At 64.3% G+C, this 17,445-nt stretch carries 15 protein-coding genes; 3 read left to right on the top strand and 12 right to left on the bottom strand.

The features are described 5' to 3' along the window. Window positions 1–4: 4 nt before the first annotated feature. The 8 genes from pstC to IVB32_RS37435 form a co-directional block, all read right to left on the bottom strand. The gene (gene pstC / locus IVB32_RS37400) at window positions 5–994 is read right to left on the bottom strand and encodes a phosphate ABC transporter permease subunit PstC (RefSeq protein WP_085384939.1); all 990 of its coding nucleotides are present in this window, start codon (window positions 992–994) and stop codon (window positions 5–7) included. 98 nt (window positions 995–1,092) lie between these two features. After that, a complete protein-coding gene (pstS, locus tag IVB32_RS37405) occupies window positions 1,093–2,106 on the bottom strand; it encodes a phosphate ABC transporter substrate-binding protein PstS (RefSeq protein WP_085358361.1) in 1,014 nt (337 codons plus the stop codon). A 143-nt stretch (window positions 2,107–2,249) separates the two neighbouring features. After that, on the bottom strand, window positions 2,250–3,548 hold the full coding sequence (locus tag IVB32_RS37410; protein WP_247370431.1) for an ATP-binding protein: 1,299 nt from the start codon (window positions 3,546–3,548) through the stop codon (window positions 2,250–2,252). Between the two features lie 33 nt (window positions 3,549–3,581). Continuing rightward, window positions 3,582–4,637 carry a lysylphosphatidylglycerol synthase domain-containing protein gene (locus tag IVB32_RS37415; RefSeq protein WP_018456061.1) on the bottom strand — a complete coding sequence of 352 codons (1,056 nt, stop codon included), beginning with the start codon at window positions 4,635–4,637 and terminating at the stop codon, window positions 3,582–3,584. A gap of 509 nt (window positions 4,638–5,146) precedes the next feature. Further along, window positions 5,147–6,079, bottom strand: a complete 933-nt coding sequence (locus tag IVB32_RS37420) for a haloalkane dehalogenase (RefSeq protein ID WP_247413035.1) — start codon at window positions 6,077–6,079, stop codon at window positions 5,147–5,149. Next, window positions 6,076–6,666 (bottom strand): TetR/AcrR family transcriptional regulator, encoded by a 591-nt coding sequence (locus IVB32_RS37425; protein ID WP_247370436.1) that lies wholly within the window; start codon window positions 6,664–6,666, stop codon window positions 6,076–6,078. The genes IVB32_RS37420 and IVB32_RS37425 overlap by 4 nt, the downstream gene beginning before the upstream one ends. Window positions 6,667–6,786: 120 nt before the next feature. Beyond that, window positions 6,787–7,083: a hypothetical protein gene (locus IVB32_RS37430; RefSeq protein ID WP_085384937.1), complete on the bottom strand. Its 297-nt coding sequence runs from the start codon at window positions 7,081–7,083 to the stop codon at window positions 6,787–6,789. A 2-nt stretch (window positions 7,084–7,085) separates the two neighbouring features. Then, entirely contained in the window at window positions 7,086–8,480 is a 1,395-nt protein-coding gene (locus IVB32_RS37435) for an OmpA family protein (protein WP_247370439.1), read from the bottom strand. 164 nt (window positions 8,481–8,644) lie between these two features. On the opposite strand from IVB32_RS37435, the gene IVB32_RS37440 reads away from it, so the two are divergent. Further along, window positions 8,645–9,703, top strand: a complete 1,059-nt coding sequence (locus tag IVB32_RS37440; protein WP_085349676.1) for a polysaccharide deacetylase family protein — start codon at window positions 8,645–8,647, stop codon at window positions 9,701–9,703. A gap of 126 nt (window positions 9,704–9,829) precedes the next feature. After that, window positions 9,830–10,630 (top strand): SDR family oxidoreductase, encoded by an 801-nt coding sequence (locus tag IVB32_RS37445; RefSeq protein ID WP_085349675.1) that lies wholly within the window; start codon window positions 9,830–9,832, stop codon window positions 10,628–10,630. 111 nt (window positions 10,631–10,741) lie between these two features. Here IVB32_RS37445 and boxB read toward each other — a convergent pair whose 3' ends face one another. The 4 genes from boxB to IVB32_RS37465 all read right to left on the bottom strand — a co-directional run bounded on the left by boxB (window position 10,742) and on the right by IVB32_RS37465 (window position 16,478). Continuing rightward, window positions 10,742–12,178, bottom strand: coding sequence for a benzoyl-CoA 2,3-epoxidase subunit BoxB (gene boxB / locus IVB32_RS37450; RefSeq protein ID WP_247370631.1), 1,437 nt, complete (start codon window positions 12,176–12,178; stop codon window positions 10,742–10,744). A 123-nt stretch (window positions 12,179–12,301) separates the two neighbouring features. Further along, window positions 12,302–13,990, bottom strand: coding sequence for a 2,3-epoxybenzoyl-CoA dihydrolase (gene boxC, locus IVB32_RS37455; protein ID WP_247370442.1), 1,689 nt, complete (start codon window positions 13,988–13,990; stop codon window positions 12,302–12,304). A 72-nt stretch (window positions 13,991–14,062) separates the two neighbouring features. Continuing rightward, window positions 14,063–14,884, bottom strand: coding sequence for an alpha/beta hydrolase (locus tag IVB32_RS37460; RefSeq protein WP_247370445.1), 822 nt, complete (start codon window positions 14,882–14,884; stop codon window positions 14,063–14,065). A 52-nt stretch (window positions 14,885–14,936) separates the two neighbouring features. Then, a complete protein-coding gene (locus IVB32_RS37465; RefSeq protein ID WP_085349671.1) occupies window positions 14,937–16,478 on the bottom strand; it encodes a benzoate-CoA ligase family protein in 1,542 nt (513 codons plus the stop codon). A 152-nt stretch (window positions 16,479–16,630) separates the two neighbouring features. On the opposite strand from IVB32_RS37465, the gene IVB32_RS37470 reads away from it, so the two are divergent. Beyond that, window positions 16,631–17,445, top strand: an 815-nt coding sequence (locus IVB32_RS37470; RefSeq protein WP_247413037.1) for a helix-turn-helix transcriptional regulator, incomplete at its 3' end; no start/stop codon positions are given.

The following is a 17,445-nucleotide window of genomic DNA, read 5'->3' on the forward strand; positions in this document are numbered from 1 at the left end:
GGCGCTAATTCCCCGCCTTCTTTTCCAGCCGCATCAGCATCAGCCGCGCCGCTGCGAGCACGAAGAAGGTCAGAACGAACAGCAGGAGGCCGAGCAGGATCAGGCCGGATTGGTGCAGGCCGTCGCTCTCGGCGAACTCGGATGCGATCGCCGCCGAGATCGTGGTGCCCGGCGCAAAGATCGATGACGAGATCCGGAACGAGTTGCCGATGATGAAGGTCACCGCCATGGTCTCGCCGAGCGCGCGGCCCAGCGCCAGCATGATGCCGCCGATGACGCCGACCCGGGTGTAGGGGATCACCACGCTGCGGACGACTTCCCATGTGGTGCAGCCGACGCCGTAGGCGGCTTCCTTCAGGACCGGAGGCACCGTCTTGAACACGTCGACCGAGATCGAGGTGATGAAGGGCAGCACCATGATGGCAAGGATCAGCGCGGCATTGAACAGGCTGAGATAGGACGGGGGACCTGCGAAGATCGCGCCCAGCACGGGAACGCCGTCGAAGATCTTGATCATGAAGGGCTGGAACGTGTTGGCCAGGAACGGACCCAACACGAAGAAGCCCCACATGCCGTAGATGATCGAGGGAATACCGGCGAGCAGCTCGATTGCCATGCCGATCGGGCGGCGCAGCCATTGCGGGCAGAGCTCGGTGAGGAAGATCGCAATGCCGAGACCCACGGGAATGGCGATCAGCATCGCGATGAAGGAGGTGACGAGCGTGCCGTACATCGGCCCGAGCGCGCCGAGCACCGGCGGATCTGCGGAGGGCGCCCAGCGCTGCGTCCACAGGAAGGAGACGCCGTATTCTTTCATCGCCGGGAAAGCGCCGACGATCAGCGAAATGATGATGCCGCCGAGGATCAGAAGCACCGAGATCGCGGAGAGCCGCGTAATCCAGTAGAAGGTAACGTCGCCGACCTTGAACGCGCTCAAGGCCTTGGCGCGGTCATACGGTCCGGCGTCGTCGATTACATCGCTCTGAACGGCCATCTCTGCCACGCCGATCCCCTGTACCAAATAGTATACGTTTTTTGTTGGTCCGTGCCCCGGATGCAGCGCAGCGCATCCGGAGCACGAGCGTCGCGAACCTAGCTCTTGATGTCGGCAGCCCAGGTCTTCTCGATCAGCTGAACGACCGGATCCGGCATCGGGATGTAGTCGAGCTCTTCAGCCGCCTTGCCGCCGCTCTTGAAGGCCCAGCGGAAGAACTTGATGGCTTCCTGCGAGGCCGCCTTGTCGGTGGCGTCCTTGTGCATGAGGATGAAGGTCGCCGCCGTGATCGGCCAGGATTTCTCGCCGGGCTGGTCGGTCAGGATGACGTAGTAGCCGGGAGCCTTGGCCCAGTCGGCGTTGGAGGCGGCCGCCTGGAAGGCTTCGACGGTGGGCTGCACAGGCTTGCCGGCCTTGTTGATGAGACCGGTGTAGGTCAGCTTGTTCTGCTTGGCATAGGCGTACTCGACATAGCCAATCGAGTTCTTGGTCTGGCTGATGTTGCCGGACACGCCTTCATTGCCCTTGGCGCCGACGCCGACCGGCCACTCGACCGCGGTACCCTCACCGACCTTGCTCTTCCAATCCGCGCTGGCCTTGGCGAGGTAGTTGGTGAAGTTGAAGGTGGTGCCCGAACCGTCCGAACGGCGGACCACGGTGATGGCCTCCGAGGGCAGCTTCACGTTCGGGTTGAGCTTCTTGATCGCGGCGTCGTCCCATTTGGTGATCTTGCCGAGATAGATGCTGGCCAGCGTCTCGCCGTCGAACACCAGTTCACCGGGCTTCACGCCCTCGATGTTGACGACGGGCACGATGGCACCCATCACCATCGGCCACTGGACGAGGCCGTCCTTCTCGAGCTGCTCGGCCTTGAGCGGCGCATCGCTGGCGCCGAAGGTCACGGTCTTGGCCTGGATCTGCTTAATGCCGCCGCCGGAGCCGATCGACTGGTAGTTCAGACCGTTGCCGGTCTCCTTCTTGTAGGCGTCGGCCCATTTGGAATAGATCGGGAACGGGAACGTCGCGCCGGCTCCGGTGATGTCGGCAGCAAAGGCCGCCGTCGTCGATGCGGCGACCATGCCAGCAGCGACGAGTGTTTTGAGGAAATTCATGCTGGTCTCCATACAGGGGAGCGAAGCGCCATCCGCGCCCGATCGCGCTCCCCGTGCCGCCCCTTTAGGAGCGGACAGCTGAGCTTTTACGAAGGTTTGGTGACAGTCGGATGACAGTGTTAAGCAGCTGAAATCGCTGGAATTTAGCTCAGAGCCGCAGGCTTGCCCTGGGGAAAACAGGCGGTGAAAGTGGCGCCCTGTTTGGGCACGCTTTCGATCAAAAGCCGGCCGCGATGACGGTTAAGAATATGTTTCACCAGCGACAATCCCAGGCCGGTGCCGCCCTGCGAGCGGCTGTCGCCGACATCGACCCGGTAGAAGCGCTCGGTCAGCCGCGGCAGGTGCTCCGGCGCGATGCCGGGGCCGAAATCCCGGACCAGCACCCGGATTTCCTGAGTTCCATCAGGGGCCGCGCCTGATATCAGCGACACGATAATGCGTCCACCGGAGGCGCCGTATTTGAGCGCGTTCTCGATCAAATTCTCGAACAGGCGGAGCAACTCCTCGCGGTCCCCCGCGATCAGCACCGGGGTCTCGGGCAGCTGGGTCTCGACCTGGACCTGGCGTTCCCGCGCCAGCGGTTCGAGCCCATCGGCGACCTGCAAGATGATCGGCAGCAGGTCGACCAGGGTGTCGGGCCGCACATGGGCCGACAGCTCCACCCGCGACAGCGACAAGAGATCGTCGATCAGGCGCGCCATCCGGGTGGCTTGGTTGTGCATGATGCCGAGGAAGCGCTCGCGCGCCTTGGGATCGTCCTTGGCCTGGCCCTGGAGCGTGTCGATGAAGCCGGACAGCGCGGCCAGCGGCGTGCGCAGCTCGTGGCTGGCATTGGCGACGAAATCGGCCCGCATTTCCTCGACCCGGCGCAGCGGCGTCTGGTCGTGAAAGGTCATCAGCATGCATTTGTCGGCGCCGCCAAAGGTGGTCGGCACCGGCACCGGCGTGATGGTCAGCTCCATCCAGCGGTCGACCGGGACATGGTCGAGATAGGTCGCGCGCCGCGGCTCGGTGGTCGCGATCGACTCGCGCAGCGCCGTGATGATCTCGGGCGAGCGCAGCGCGAACTGGGCGAGCTCATTCCGGCGCAGTGCCGGCGCGAGCTGGGCGGCTGCGGCGTTGAGATGGATGACGCGGCCGGCGCGGTCGAGCAGGACCGCGGGATCGGGCATGCCGGCGACCACTGCGGCGACCGCCGCGCTCTCGACCGGGTTGACGCGGCGGGTCTCTTCGCGCGAGGCGGCGGTATCGTGCAGGCGCCACGGGATCAGCGCTGCGGCCGCGATGCAGAGGAACACCGCAATCGCATGCAGCGCCGATAATTCCCCCAGCGAGACCACCACGGATAGCGCGAGCGCCGCGGCGATCAGGATGACGGTCGAGTGCCGCAGCCGGTCGGACCAGGGCGGGGAGGAGGGAGAAGTTGGGGCGTCGATCGCCATCGGGGCGGGCTTCTCCAAAAGGCCTTGCGCCGGTCAGGCGCCGCTGTCGCTGCGCTTTCTCACGTAAGCGGCTTCAGGCGCGGGGCCGGGGTCGAGCTTGAGCGCCGCCTGCTGCAGGCGCTTCGATCGCGCGCCGATGATAACTTCGCGAAACGTCAGCAAGATTACAGAAATGACGAAAGGGGACAGATAATAGAGGACGCGGAACAGCAGCATCCCGCCCAGCAGCTCCTCGCGGTCCATCTGCCAGAGCCCGACCAGCATCGCCGCGTCGAACACGCCAAGGCCTCCGGGCGAATGGCTGGCAAAGCCGAGCAGCGTGGCCGAGACGAAGATCACCGCGACCACCACGAAACCGAGATTGGGCTCGTCAGGGACCAGCACGTACATCGCGAGCGCGCAGAAGCCGAGATCGATGATGCCGATCGCGATCTGGAGCAGCGTCAGCGGGCCGCCCGGCAGCATCACGGTCCAGGGCCCGCGGCCGACCATGCGCGGCTGGGTCCAGACCCAGACCACGTAAGCGACCAGTCCGACGATGATCATCATCGCCAGCATCCGGTTCAGCCAGGGCGGAAGCATGTCGATCGAGGCCGCGGCTTCCGGATGATAGGAGATGCCGAGGCCCAGCACCGCGGCATTGCCGAGCCAGAAGGTCAGGCCGGCGAGGAAGCAGATCTTTGCGACGTCGATCGCGTTCAGGCCGTAGGCGGAATAGATGCGGTAGCGCACCGCGCCGCCGGTGAAGACGCTGGCGCCGACATTGTGGCCGATCGAATAGCTGGTGAAGGCAGCGAGCGCGTTAATCCGATAGGGCACGTGGGGATGGCCGATCGCGCGCACGGCGAACAGGTCGTAGAAGGTCAGCGTGAAATAGCCCGCAGCGACGAACAGCGCCGCCATCGCGATCTGGCTCGGCTCGGTGCTCTTGATCGCTTCGAGGACTTCGTTGACATCGATGCCGCGCAGCATGTGGTAGAGCACATAGCAAGCGATGCCGATGACCGCGACGCTGATCACAACTCCAAGCTTATGCAGGATTTGCTTCTGGCGCAGAAACGACATCGCCCTGCGTATGGCTTCCAGCATCTAAACCTCGAACAACGCTTCAGCGGCCAGGGTGGCCGGCGAACAGGCGGACGACACGCAGGCACCCGACGAATCCTCGCCGGCGGCTCCGGCATCGCGCATGCCCCCTGCCCCTCCACTAGCGCGTTTTGGGGCGGAGTGGAATTCGACAATTCGAACAAAAAGTCGTGGCTTCAAGGTTTTAGGCAGGTTGCGGGCTCCTGATGCACGGTTTGGCGCTTTCGGCGGCAAGCCTGACGCGAATCTCCATGGCCATCCTGGCGCAGACGCCATGAAGTTTTGATGATTTCGGCCGTACAATGTTCCGTCACGGCTTAAGTCGAAATCAATCTATGGGCGGGATTTCGCTGTTGAAAGAGGGTCGCGCCGCGCGCGGCCGCTGCGGCGCGCACGATTGCGTGGCCGACGGCTCGCGCTCGATCATCCGGTTGCACTGCGACATCACAGACGTCATTGCGGCCGCCCGCCAGCGGCCGCGATGAGCAAGTCGTTCGGAGGTAGCGTTCTGCTCAGGCCGCAAGCTGCGGGCGCACTGCCTCGATGCCCGCGATCCAGCCGGCGACGGAGCGCCCGATCGCCTCGGGGTGATCCTCCTGGAGGAAATGCAGGCCGGCGCCGAGACGAACCAGCGCGCAGTGCTTCAGGGAGGCTGCAAACCGTTCGGCAAATTCCGGTGAGACCAGAGCTCCGGGCTCGCCGGTGAACAGGAGCTTTGGATAGGACGACGCGGCCAGCGCTGCATGCGCGGACTGCAGAGCCTGATAAACGTCAGCGGGCTCGCCTGCGATCGGCAGTTCGCGCGGAAGTGCAAGAACGGGCCGGCGGCTCTCTGGTGTTGGAAACGGCGCGCGATAGGGCGCCATCTCGTCATCGCTGAGCTTGCGGGCGATGCCGCCCGGCAGCACACGCTCGACGAAGGCATTCGCCTCGAGGATCATCGCCTCGCCCTCGCCCGGCGTCCTGAATTTGCGGAAGGCCGCCCGCGCCGCCTCGGCATGCTCCTGCTCCGCGGCAACCTCGGTGTCGTGGAAGTCCTGCCAGGTCGGCATCGGACGGATGAACTCCATGAAGGCGAGCCCGCGCACGAAATCCGGCCGGCGCGCCGCAAGATGAAATGCGAGCGCTGTGCCCCAATCCTGCGCAATGAGATAGGCCGACGTAATGCCGCGCTGTTCGATGAAGGCATCGAGATAGCGGACGTGATCGAAGAAGCGGTACGCGATGTCGGGCTTGTCGGACTGACCGAAGCCGATGTTGTCGGGCGCGAGACAATGCGCGACCGGTGACACCAACGGCATGATGTTGCGCCAGATGTGCGAGGACGTCGGATTGCCGTGCAGGAAGAGCGCGACCGGCGCGTTCTGCGCGCCTGCATCACGATAGGCCATGCTGCTTCCGAGGACGGACGCTTTGCGAATCTTGATGTCGATCTGCTTGGTCATGTCGGCTCCTTGAACACGGTTTGGAATGCGATGCTCTTGAAACGTTCGAGCGCTTTGGGATTGCGGTCGACCTTCATGCGCAGGATCGCGCCCTGCCAGGACGCGAGCAGGAAGTCTGCGAGCTCCTCGGGCTCGAAATCGGATGCGATCTCGCCGCGGGTCTGCGCCTCGGCGATGCAGGCGGCGAACGGCACGCGCCATTCGGCAAAGATGTCGGCGAGGCGCACGCGCAGCATCTCGCTGCTGCCGGTCGCTTCCAGACTGAGATCGCCGATCAGGCAGCCGCGACCAAAGCCGTCGGCTTCCAGCCTGCCCGTGATGATGTCGAGGTAGCGCTTGAGCCGTGCGCGGGGGCTCAGCGAGACATCCTGCAATGCCTCCGCGACCAAGCTCCTGGTGAGATCGAAATAGCGGTCGAGCACCTCGGAGGCGAACGCTTCCTTGGAGCGGAAATGATTGGTGAAGGACCCCTGCGGCGCGCCCGCAGCAGTGGTGACGTCGCGCACGCTGGTGCCGTGATAGCCGGTCCGAAACATGACCTTCAGGCCGGCGTCGAGAATGGCGTCTTTGAGCGAGGGCTTTGGCATGGCGAAATAATACGCACGTACGTATTAATGTCAAGCGCCCCGCCCTTGCCCTTGAAACCTGATGGCGGAGCAAGTGATGAGCGCGATAGCGGGCGCGCGTTTGCCTCACAGCTCAGCCGCTCAGGCCGGCGGCATGCTGCGTGCGACCACCCGATCGCGCAGCCAGGCGCCGATGGCGGCGCCGACGAGGTAGCAGCCGAACATGGTCAGGCCGAGGTCGAGCCAGTAGCCGAAGCGACCGGGGACCACATGCGCGAACGAGGCCGCGACCAGGCCGGCAACAAGCACGGCGAGCCAGCGCGCGGTCACCTTCGAGGTGCCGTTGCCGCGCTGGACCACCGAGATCCAGCCCATGCAGAAGCCGAGCAGCAGCGAGCCGATCAGCCAGCCCAGATGGAACGAGACGAGATAGGGCATCGTCACCTCACCAGAAATTCGATGCGGCGGTTCTGCGCCTTGGCGTCTTCGCTGTCATTGCCGGCGACTGGCTGCGTGCTGCCGTAGCCGACCGCGGTGAACCGGTTGGCAGGCAGGCCGGCCTTGACCAGATAGTCGATCACCGCCTGCGCGCGCTTCTCCGAGAGTGCCTGGTTGAAGGAATCCTCGCCGTCGGCATCGGTATGCCCGGCGACCTCGATATTGGTGGTGGGGCATCGCAATGCCGTCTCGATCAGATGATCGAGAATGCCGGCGGAATCCGGATCGATCTCGGCGCGCTTCGCCCCGAAGCGAATCTTGGCCTTGGCCAAGAGCTCGGAGAACAATTGCTGGCACACGGTGCCGTCGACCGGCCCGGCCGCGGGCTTCACCGTGATCTCCGGCTTGTACTGCCAGTTTTTCGGAAAATCCTTGCCGAGGCCTGCGCGGATGTCGTTGGCGGCACCTTCATAGAGCGCATCGCCCGACAGCTTCACCTCGCGGTCGGACACGACGAGCGTGCCGGTCGACAGTCGCGACAGCGCGCCGAGCGCTGCGACCACGGCGGGGCTGAACGAGCCGGGCGCGCCGACGCTGGCCTTGAGATTGTCGACGACCTTTTCGTTGAAGAATTTCCGCGACGCACTGGTGGCGATGGCCGCGTGGACATTGTTGTCGGGAACATAGCCGGTCAGCGTCACCGTCGCAGCCACCGGATCCTTGTAAGCCTGGAACACGTAAGGCGGCGCCTTGACGTCGTTGCCGGCGATCGAAAAGCCCTCGGGCAGGTTTTTAAGTGCCGCTGCGACCGCTTCGCGGCCGCCGAGATCGCGCGCCATCCCCGACAGAGTGACTTTGGTGTCTGTGATCGTGATCTTGCCGTCCTTGAGCTTGCCGATCTGGTCGAGCAGCAGCATCGCAGCCGCCTCGAACCGCGGCGGTGCGCCGCGGGCCAAACCCATCTGATCGGCCACCTCGGTGCCGCCGACCTCCTTGCGGGCCGCCTCGGTCAGGCGGCCCTTCATCGACGGCAGGGGCGCAGAGCCTGACAGCGTCACCCGCACCACGTCGCGCTCGGCGTTCCAGACGAAGGGCTTTGCCTCGGGCACGAGGCGGGTCCGGTCGTCGACCAGGCGCACGCCGGGGACGGTCTCGACCGCCACAACGGCGTCGCGGCGCCCCTCCTCAGAAAACGCGTCCGCAGCCAGGCTGACGTCGCGGCCATCCACCGCGATCCGGGTCTTGTCCAGAACGGTATCCTTTAGCGCCGCCGAGCTGCGGGCGGAAAGGTCCGCCTCGACCGGCAAAGTGTTATTCCAGGCCGCAAATCCCCACATGACGGCCAGGGGGATCAGCCCCGGCCACCATTTGCTGGCCCACCTGAAAAGCTTGTGCATTCGACGACCCGAACTCTGGAACCGGAGACAAAACAAACCCTTGGCAGGCTGTCAAACCGGAAATGACGCCCTTCCGAAGGCCGGGCCTGGACAATTGGAATAACTTTTTCTTCAAGGGTTCTTCCGTAAGTTGAAAGCGGAATGCCAAAGTCCGCCAGCGGGTCATGAAACAACTCCGTAACAACGTCATCCGCGCCGGGCTGGAAGCACTCTATTTCAGCGGCGCCCACCACCTGTTGCGCCCGCTTTTGTCGGGCGTCGGCGCCATATTCATGCTGCATCACGTGCGGCCGGCCCGCGGCGCGGCGTTCCAGCCGAACCGGCATCTCGAAGTCACCCCCGAATTCCTGCGTGCCACACTGCGCCACCTGCGCGCGCGCGAGATCGACATCGTCAGCATGGACGAGCTGCATGAGCGACTGGTGCGGCGCCGGTTCGACCGCCGCTTCGCCGCCTTCACGCTCGACGATGGCTATCGCGACAATCTCGATTTTGCGCTGCCAGTTCTGCGCGAATTTGACGCGCCCTTGGCGGTCTATGTCGCCAGCGATTTCGCGGAGGGGACGGGCCGGCTGTGGTGGGAGGCGCTGGAGGCCGTAATCGCCAAGACCGAGCAGATCGAGGTGACGATCGGCAATGCCGCGCTGCGGCTCGATGCGACGACGCCAGCCGCCAAGCAGGTGGCGTTCGATCGCCTGCACGACTGGTTGCGCGCACTGCCCGGCGAGCACGATCTCAAGCGCGAGATCGAGGCGCTCTGCACGAAGTACGGCGTCGACATGGCCGCGCTGTGCCGCAGCCTCTGCCTGTCCTGGGACGAGGTGAAGACATTTGCCGCCGATCCCCTGGTCACGATCGGCGCGCATTCCGTCAGCCATTGCAATCTCGCCAAGCAAAGCGAAGCGATCGCCACGCAGGAGATGGCCGTGAGCCGCGCGCGGATCGAGCAGGCGCTCGGCCGCAACGTTCAACATCTGGCCTATCCCTATGGCGATCGCGAGGCGGCGGGCGAGCGTGAATTCGTGCTCGCTGCATCCGCCGGCTTCAAGACCGCGGTGACGACGCGGCCCGGCATGCTGTTCGCCGAAAACGCCGGCCGCATGACGGCGCTGCCACGGGTCTCGCTCAACGGCAATTACCAGGACACGCGGATTCTGCCGGTGCTGACCTCGGGCGCCGCGACCGCGATGTGGAACGGCTTCCGCAGGATCGCGGCGGCTTAAATCTCTCCGTCTTGGCTGCCCGAACTCGGACGTCGTCATGGCGAAAGCCAGGACGACGATGCGGCGCTTTCCTTGACTCCCCTCCCTACCCCGCTCAAAACGTCGCCAAACACCAAGGGAGGCACCATGTTCAACGATCTGTTCTCGCTCAAAGGCCGCGTCGCGCTGGTGACCGGTGGTTCGCGCGGCATCGGCAAGATGATCGCGGCGGGATTTCTCAGCGCGGGAGCCGCGAAGGTCTACATCACCGCGCGCAAGGCAGGACCTTGCGAGGCCACCGCGAGAGAGCTGTCAGGCCGATATGACGGTGAGTGCATCGCGCTGCCGATCGACATCTCGACCGTCGACGGCTGCGACAGGCTCGCTGGCGAAATCATCAAGCTGGAGCCGAAGCTCAACATCCTCGTCAACAATGCAGGGGCTGCCTGGGGCGCGGAGTTCGACGAATTCCCCGAAAGCGGCTGGGACAAGGTGATGGACCTCAACGTCAAGTCGCTGTTCTTCCTGACCAAGGCGCTGGCCAAGCCGCTGCGCGCGGCGGCTTCGCATGAGCGGCCCGCCAAGGTCATCAACATCGCCTCGGTTGACGGCATTTTCATCAATCCCGGCGAGACCTACTCCTATGCCGCGAGCAAGGCCGCGGTGATCCATTTGACGCGGCGCATGGCGACGAAACTGATCAAGGACAACGTCAACGTCACCGCGATCGCGCCCGGCGCGTTCAAGTCCGACATGAACCGGGCTGCGCGCGACCATTCGGACGAGGTCGCCAAGCGCATTCCGGCGCGGCGGATCGGAACCGACGAGGACATGGCCGGCGTGGCGATCTATCTCGCCTCGCGCGCGGGTGACTACGTGGTCGGCAACACCATCGCGGTGGATGGCGGCGTGGTGTACGCGAACGCGGGGCTAGAGATCGCGGGGTAGGCGGGGGCGCGTCAGCACGACGCCCTCACCTCACACTCCGGTGTAGTCCCGGCCTTCGCCGGGACGACAGGTGAGTATGTAGCGCGGCCGTCGCGCGCTCGCTGGCGGCCCTTACGACTCGATCCTCACATATTCGAAATCGCCGGGCTTGTTGTCGATGCCGACTTTCGGCGGTGAGATCCAGGAGGCGAACTGGCCGGTCTCGGTGACGGGCTGCATCAGCGAGGTGATGAAGTCGCCGTCCGCGGTCGAGGGCAGCCATTCGTCCTTGCGCTTCGCCCAGGTGGCATCGTCGATCAAAATGCCGTCGGGCGTCGCGTGGATGCCCTTGAACTCGCCGATATGGCGGTGGAAGGCGACGTTGGGCAGCTTGAGCTGAAACTGGTAGCCCGCGGTCGAGATCACCTTGTTCCAGCGCAGCATGCCCTTGACGCAATCCTGGCTGTAATCGTCGCGCAGGCGCATGTTGAGCGCGGTCAGCGCCGGCTCGTCGACGAGCTTGATCTCACCGTCGATGAACTTCAGCACCGGATAGGTGGCGTTCTTGAGCTGATGATCGTCGTCGATCTGGGTCTCGTGATAGCGACCCTTGATGCCGGTGTTGAAGGCGTTCGCCGCGTTGGTCGAGACTTCCGAGCCAAACAGATCGAGCGACAGCGTATAGTGCAGGTTCAGCTTCTTCTGAATGGTCGGCAGGTCGATCACGCCGAGCGCGCGGACCTTCGCGATGTCGGTGGGATCGATGATGCCGGCTTCGCGCATCGCATCGCAGGTGCGCTGCACGACGCGGGTGATGCCGGTCTCGCCGACGAACATATGGTGCGCTTCTTCCGTCAGCATGAAGCGGCAGGTGCGCGACAGGGGATCGAAGCCTGATTGCGCCAGCGAGTGCAGCTGCATCTTGCCGTCGCGGTCGGTGAAATAGGTGAACATGAAGAAGGACAGCCAGTCCGGCGTCGCTTCGTTGAAGGCGCCCAGCATGCGCGGCGAGTCGGCGTCGCCCGAGCGGCGGCGCAACAAATCGTCGGCCTCTTCACGTCCGTCGCGACCAAAGTACTTTTGCAGCAGGTACACCATCGCCCAGAGGTGACGGCCTTCCTCGACATTGACCTGGAACAGATTGCGCATGTCGTACAGCGAGGGCGCGGTCTTGCCGAGATGGCGCTGCTGCTCGACGGAGGCGGGCTCGGTGTCGCCCTGGATCACGATCAGACGGCGCAGCATGGCGCGATACTCGCCCGGGACTTCCTGCCAGGCCGGCTCGCCAAAATGCTCGCCGAACGGCACGACGCGGTTCTCTTCCTGGGGAGCAAGGAGAATGCCCCAGCGATACTCGGGCATCCGCACATAGTCGAACTTGGCCCAGCCGCGCGGATCGACCGAATAGGCGGTGCGCAAGTACACCAGCGATTCCTGGAAGCCTTCCGGCCCCATGTCTTTCCACCAGTCCATGTAGCCGGGATGCCAGCCTTCCAGCGCCTTGAGCACCTGGCGGTCTTCGGCCAAATTGACGTTGTTCGGAATCTTGGTCGAGTAGTCGACGTTCATGATGTTCATGGAAGACCTCCCGTGTGGGACTAGTTCATTAAATCGCGGGCATCAAATTGTGGGATCGCGAATAGCGAGGCGAATGGCGTCTCTATTCGCTATTCGCCACTCTCCATTCGCGCTCTACACTCGCGTCATATCGAATTTCGGCTTCTGGCCGCTGCCGTAGCGGCGCAGCGCGCCTTCCTCGCCGACCGCGTTGGGGCGCTGGAAGATCCAGTTCTGCCACGCGGTGAGGCGCGAGAAGATCTTCGATTCCATCGTCTCGGGGCCGACGAAGCGCAGGTTGGCTTCCATGCCGGTGAGGCTGTCGGGCGAGAAGCTAGCGCGCTCCTCCAGGAACACGCGGACCTCGTCGTCCCAGTCGATGTCGTCGAGTGCGAATGTGACGAGACCGAGCTCTTCGGCCTGCTCGGCGTCCAGCGTGGTGCCCGTCGTGGCTTCCGCGCGTTCCACATCGGACGGATCGGCCTGGAAGCGCGACTGAAGCCGCGTCAGGCCATGGCTCATCGGATACGGGCCAAAATTCATCGCTGACAGTTCGATCGACGGCGGCGGGCGGTTGTCGCCCTGGCGCGTGCCGATCAGCATGTAGGAACGGTCGGCGGCGAAGACGAGCTCGGCGAGCGTGCCGGCGAAGCAGGAGCCGGGCTCGACCAGCGTCACCAGCGTGCGCGAGGTGACGTCGATGCGCTTCAAGACACGCTTCCAGTAGTGCCTGATTTCGTTGACCAGCCAGTGCGCCTTGTTGGCTTCGAGGAAGGCGTCGCAGGCGAGCACATGGGCGCGGTCGCCGTGACTCTTGAACACCAGCATCGCGATCTCGAGCTCGTTGATACGCAGATGCAGGATGGCGTCGTCGAGTTCGCGCGCGACCTGGAGCGGCCAGAACGCGACACCCTGCGCCATCATCCCGTCGATATCGGCGGGCGGCGCGGCTTCAGGCGCCTTGATCGAGATCGTGGCGATGCGGGCGGCGCGGTCGATGTCGACGGTGACAAAGCCGTAGCGGATGCTCGTCTCATCGATGATGCGCTTGAGCGGCGTCAGCGCGATGCCCTTGCCGCTGCCCTTGCGCTTCGAGGCCTGGGCGAATTCCCTGGCGCGCTCGGCAACCTTGCCTTCGAGCTTGCTGTTCGGCGCGATCTCGTCGACCAGGCGCCATTGCACGGCGCGCTTGCCCTTCACGCCTTCTTCGATGGTGCAGAAGAAATCGGCGTGATCGCGGCGCACCTTGCGCTTGTCGACCACACGCGTGAGGCCGCCGGTGCCCGGCAGCACCGCGAGCAGCGGCACTTCGGGCAAGGCGACGGCGGACGCGCCGTCATCGGCAAGCATGATGTAGTCGGTGGCGAGCGCGAGCTCATAGCCGCCGCCGGCGGCCGAGCCGTTCACGACGGTGATAAAGCGCTGGCCGGAATTCTCCGACGAGTCTTCCATGCCGTTGCGGGTCTCGTTGGTGAACTTGCAGAAATTGACCTTGTGGGCATGCGTCGAGCCGGCGAGCATGCGGATGTTGGCGCCGGCGCAGAACACGCGGTTCTTGGCCGAGCGCATCACCACGACCTTCACCTCGGGGTGCTCGAAGCGCAGGCGCTGGACCGCGTCGGCAAGCTCGATGTCGACGCCGAGATCGTAGGAATTGAGCTTGAGCAGATAGCCCTCGAACAGGCCGCCATTCTCGTCGACGTCCATGGTCAGGGTGGCGACGTCACCGTCAACCGCGAGCTTCCAGTGCCGGTAGCGGGACGGCTCGGTCTGGAAATCGATGAATGTCGCGCCGCCTGCGAGGCGCCGATCTTCCTCGGCCATGGGCCACCCTTGAGTTCGTCTTGGTTTACCGTTAGATGCACAATAATGCATATTGTTGCGCGCGTCTAGACTTTAACGGCCCATCCATGCATTTTGTTGCATGTCCTCTCCTAGGGCCGCTGCTGCAAATTGCTCAATCGCGTGAAGCGTCGCTCCCGGAGCTTCGCGATGCGGAGAATGCGCCGCGCCTGACATGACTTTCAAATCGACCGGGCAATAGCATTCTTGCTGCGCGATCTCGGCCTGACGCAGCGTCCCGTATTGGTCGTCCACGCCTTGAAGGATCAGGACGGGAACGCGGATATAAGCGAGATATTCCGAGATATCCCAGTCGCGGAATTTCGGATCGAGCCAGGCGGCGTTCCAGCCGTAGAAGGCGTTGTCGACGTCCGTGTGCCAGCGCGCGAGCTTTGCCTTCAGGTCGGTGGTCTCAAATGCCGTCTTGATGTCCGCAATCGACTTCACCGAGATGTCCTCGACGATGAAATGCGGCGCGATCAGTACGAGGCCGTTCAGGCGATGATCCTGACGCGCGCCGGCATAGATCGTCGCGATCGACGCGCCGTCGGAATGGCCGAGCAGCAGGCCACGCCTGAAGCCGATCGCGTCGAGGATCTTCGGCAGCACGTCGAGTGCCTCGCGCTGCATGTAGTCGAGCGGCCGCGGCAGCGCGACCTTGCTCGACTGGCCGTAGCCCGCGCGCGAATAGACGAAGATGCCGGCGGAGGTCGCCTCTCGCAGCTTCTCGGGGAAGTCACCCCAGAGCCCGACCGAGCCGAGGCCTTCATGCAGCATGACGATGGTCGGTGCATCGGCGGATTGCGGCGCCAGCCATTTGTATTCGAGGCTGGCGTCGCCGATGCTGAGGAAGCCGGTGGGGGCGAGGTTGGTCATGCTCTGTCGCTCTTCTCTCTCCGTCGTCAAGCCCGGCCATGACGACCTGTTGTCAATTCGCCCCGTCCCGCAGCTTGAACCGCTGGATCTTCCCCGTCGCCGTCTTGGGCAAGGAATCCACCACGTCGATCCAGCGCGGATATTTCCACGGGCCGATCTTCTGCTTGACGTGATCCTTGAGCATCTCCTGCAGGCCCGCCGTCGTCGCGCCGGGGCGCAGCACGACGAAGGCCTTGGGCTTCAGCAGACCTTCCGGATCGGCTTCGGGCACGACGGCAGCTTCCAGCACGGCGGGATGCGTGATCAGCGCGCTCTCGACCTCGAAGGGCGAGACCCAGATGCCAGAGACCTTGAACATGTCGTCGGCGCGGCCGCAGAAGGTATAGCGGCCCTCGGAATCCCTGACATATTTGTCGCCGGTGCGGGTCCACGGCCCCTCGAACGTGCGGCGGCTCTTGTGGCGCTGGTTCCAGTACCCCTCGCCGGCGGAGGGCGCATCAACCAGGAGCTCGCCGACCTCGCCGTCGGCGACATCCTGTCCGGCCTCGTTGACAAGCCGCACCGCATAGCCGGGCACCGGTTTGCCGGAGGAGCCGTATTTGATGTCGCCGGGCGCGTTCGACAGGAAGATGTGCAACAGCTCGGTCGAGCCGACGCCGTCGAGAATATCGACGCCGAAGCGCGCCCTCCAGCTGTTGCCGACGGACTCCGGGAGCGCCTCGCCGGCCGAGGTGCAGATGCGGAGCGACTTGCCGCCGCGCTCGCTCTTCATCGCTTCGTCGTTGAGCATCGCCGCGAACAGGGTCGGCACGCCGTAGAAGATCGAGGGATTGTAGCGGTTCATCAGGTCGAACATGCGTGCGGGCGTCGGCCGTTCGCTGTTGAGCACCACGCTGGCGCCGACCGACATCGGAAAGGTCAACGCATTGCCGAGGCCATATGCGAAGAACAGCTTTGCCGCGGAAAGACAAACGTCGTTCTCGCGAATGCCGAGCACCTGCTTCGCATAAGTGTCCGCGGTCGCCTGCATGTTCGAATGGATGTGCCGCACGCCCTTGGGCATGCCGGTCGAACCTGAGGAATACAGCCAGAATGCCGGCTCGTCGGAATGGGTGGCGGCGGTGGTGAACTGATCGCTCTCGTCCGCAATCTCCTCGGCGAGCTGCTTGTGGCCGTTCTGTTTGGCGCCGGAGACCACGACATGCTCCAGATCCGGCATGCGGCCGACGACGTCCTTGATGACGGGATAGAGCGCTTCCGAGACGAACAGCACGCGCGCGCGGCAATCGGCGAGGATGTAGGCGTATTGATCTGATGTCAGCAGCGTGTTGAGCGGCACCGGCACGATGCCGGCGCGGATCGCGCCCAGAAACACGATCGGGAAGTCGACCGTATCCAGCATGATCATGGCCACGCGCTCTTCGCGGCGGACCCCGAGCCGGCGCAGCATGTTGGCGGCGCGCCGCGTTTCGCGCTGGAGCTCGCCATAGGTGAGGCGTGAGACGGTGTCGTCGAAGGCGAGCTTGTTGCCGCGTCCCTCCTCGACGTTCCGGTCGAGCAGCCAGGTCACCGCGTTATAGGATCCCTCGCTCACGGACTTCTCCCCTGAATTTAGAATTATAATTCATAGAAAGACACCGCCTCGGCTTGCTGTCAATGCCAGCAGGCACTATGTTTCATTAATACGCGCCGCAGGACCTCTTTAAAAGAAGACATCCGCTCAAGCAGGCCCATGATCCGCAGTCCATGACCGACAGTCCCGACGCCGAATCCCGATTTCTCGAACAGCTCGGCCAGCGCGTGCGCACCATGCGCGCGCTGCGCGGCATGTCGCGCAAGGTGCTCGCTAAGGTATCAGGAATATCGGAGCGCTACATCGCGCAGCTCGAAAGCGGCAAGGGCAACGTCTCCATCGTGCTGCTGCGCCGCGTCTCCGACGCGATGGGCGCGCATCTCGAAGACCTGCTTCCCTCGGCCGATCCGACCCCGGACTGGCAGATGTTTCGCGATCTCCTGCGCAAGGCGACGCCGGCGCAGGTCGCACAAGCAAAAGATCTGCTCGCAGGCGGCAGCGCCTCCGCGCCGCGGCGCGCGCCGTTCTGCGGCATCGCGCTAATCGGCCTGCGCGGCGCCGGCAAATCGACGCTTGGGCGGATGCTGGCGAAGAAGGTCGGCTGGAGCTTTGTCGAGCTCAACAAGGAGATCGAGCAGCAGAACGGGCTGTCGGTCGCCGAGATCATCGCGCTCTACGGCCAGGAAGGCTTTCGCCGCATGGAGCAGGCGGCGCTGCAGCAGCTGCTCGCGCGCAACGAGCTGATGGTGCTGGCGACCGGCGGCGGCATCGTCTCCGAACCTCTGACCTTCGACCAGATCCTGTCGTCGTTCTACACGATCTGGCTGAAGGCCGAGCCCGAGGAGCACATGGCCCGCGTCCGCCGCCAGGGCGATTTGCGCCCGATGGCCGACGACCGCTCCGCGATGGCGGAGCTGCGCAACATCCTCTTGAGCCGCGAGCCGCTATATGCGCGCGCGACGGCGGTGGTCGACACGGCGGGGCTGTC

Source organism: Bradyrhizobium sp. 23 (assembly GCF_023073295.1).
GTDB lineage: Bacteria > Pseudomonadota > Alphaproteobacteria > Rhizobiales > Xanthobacteraceae > Bradyrhizobium > Bradyrhizobium canariense_D.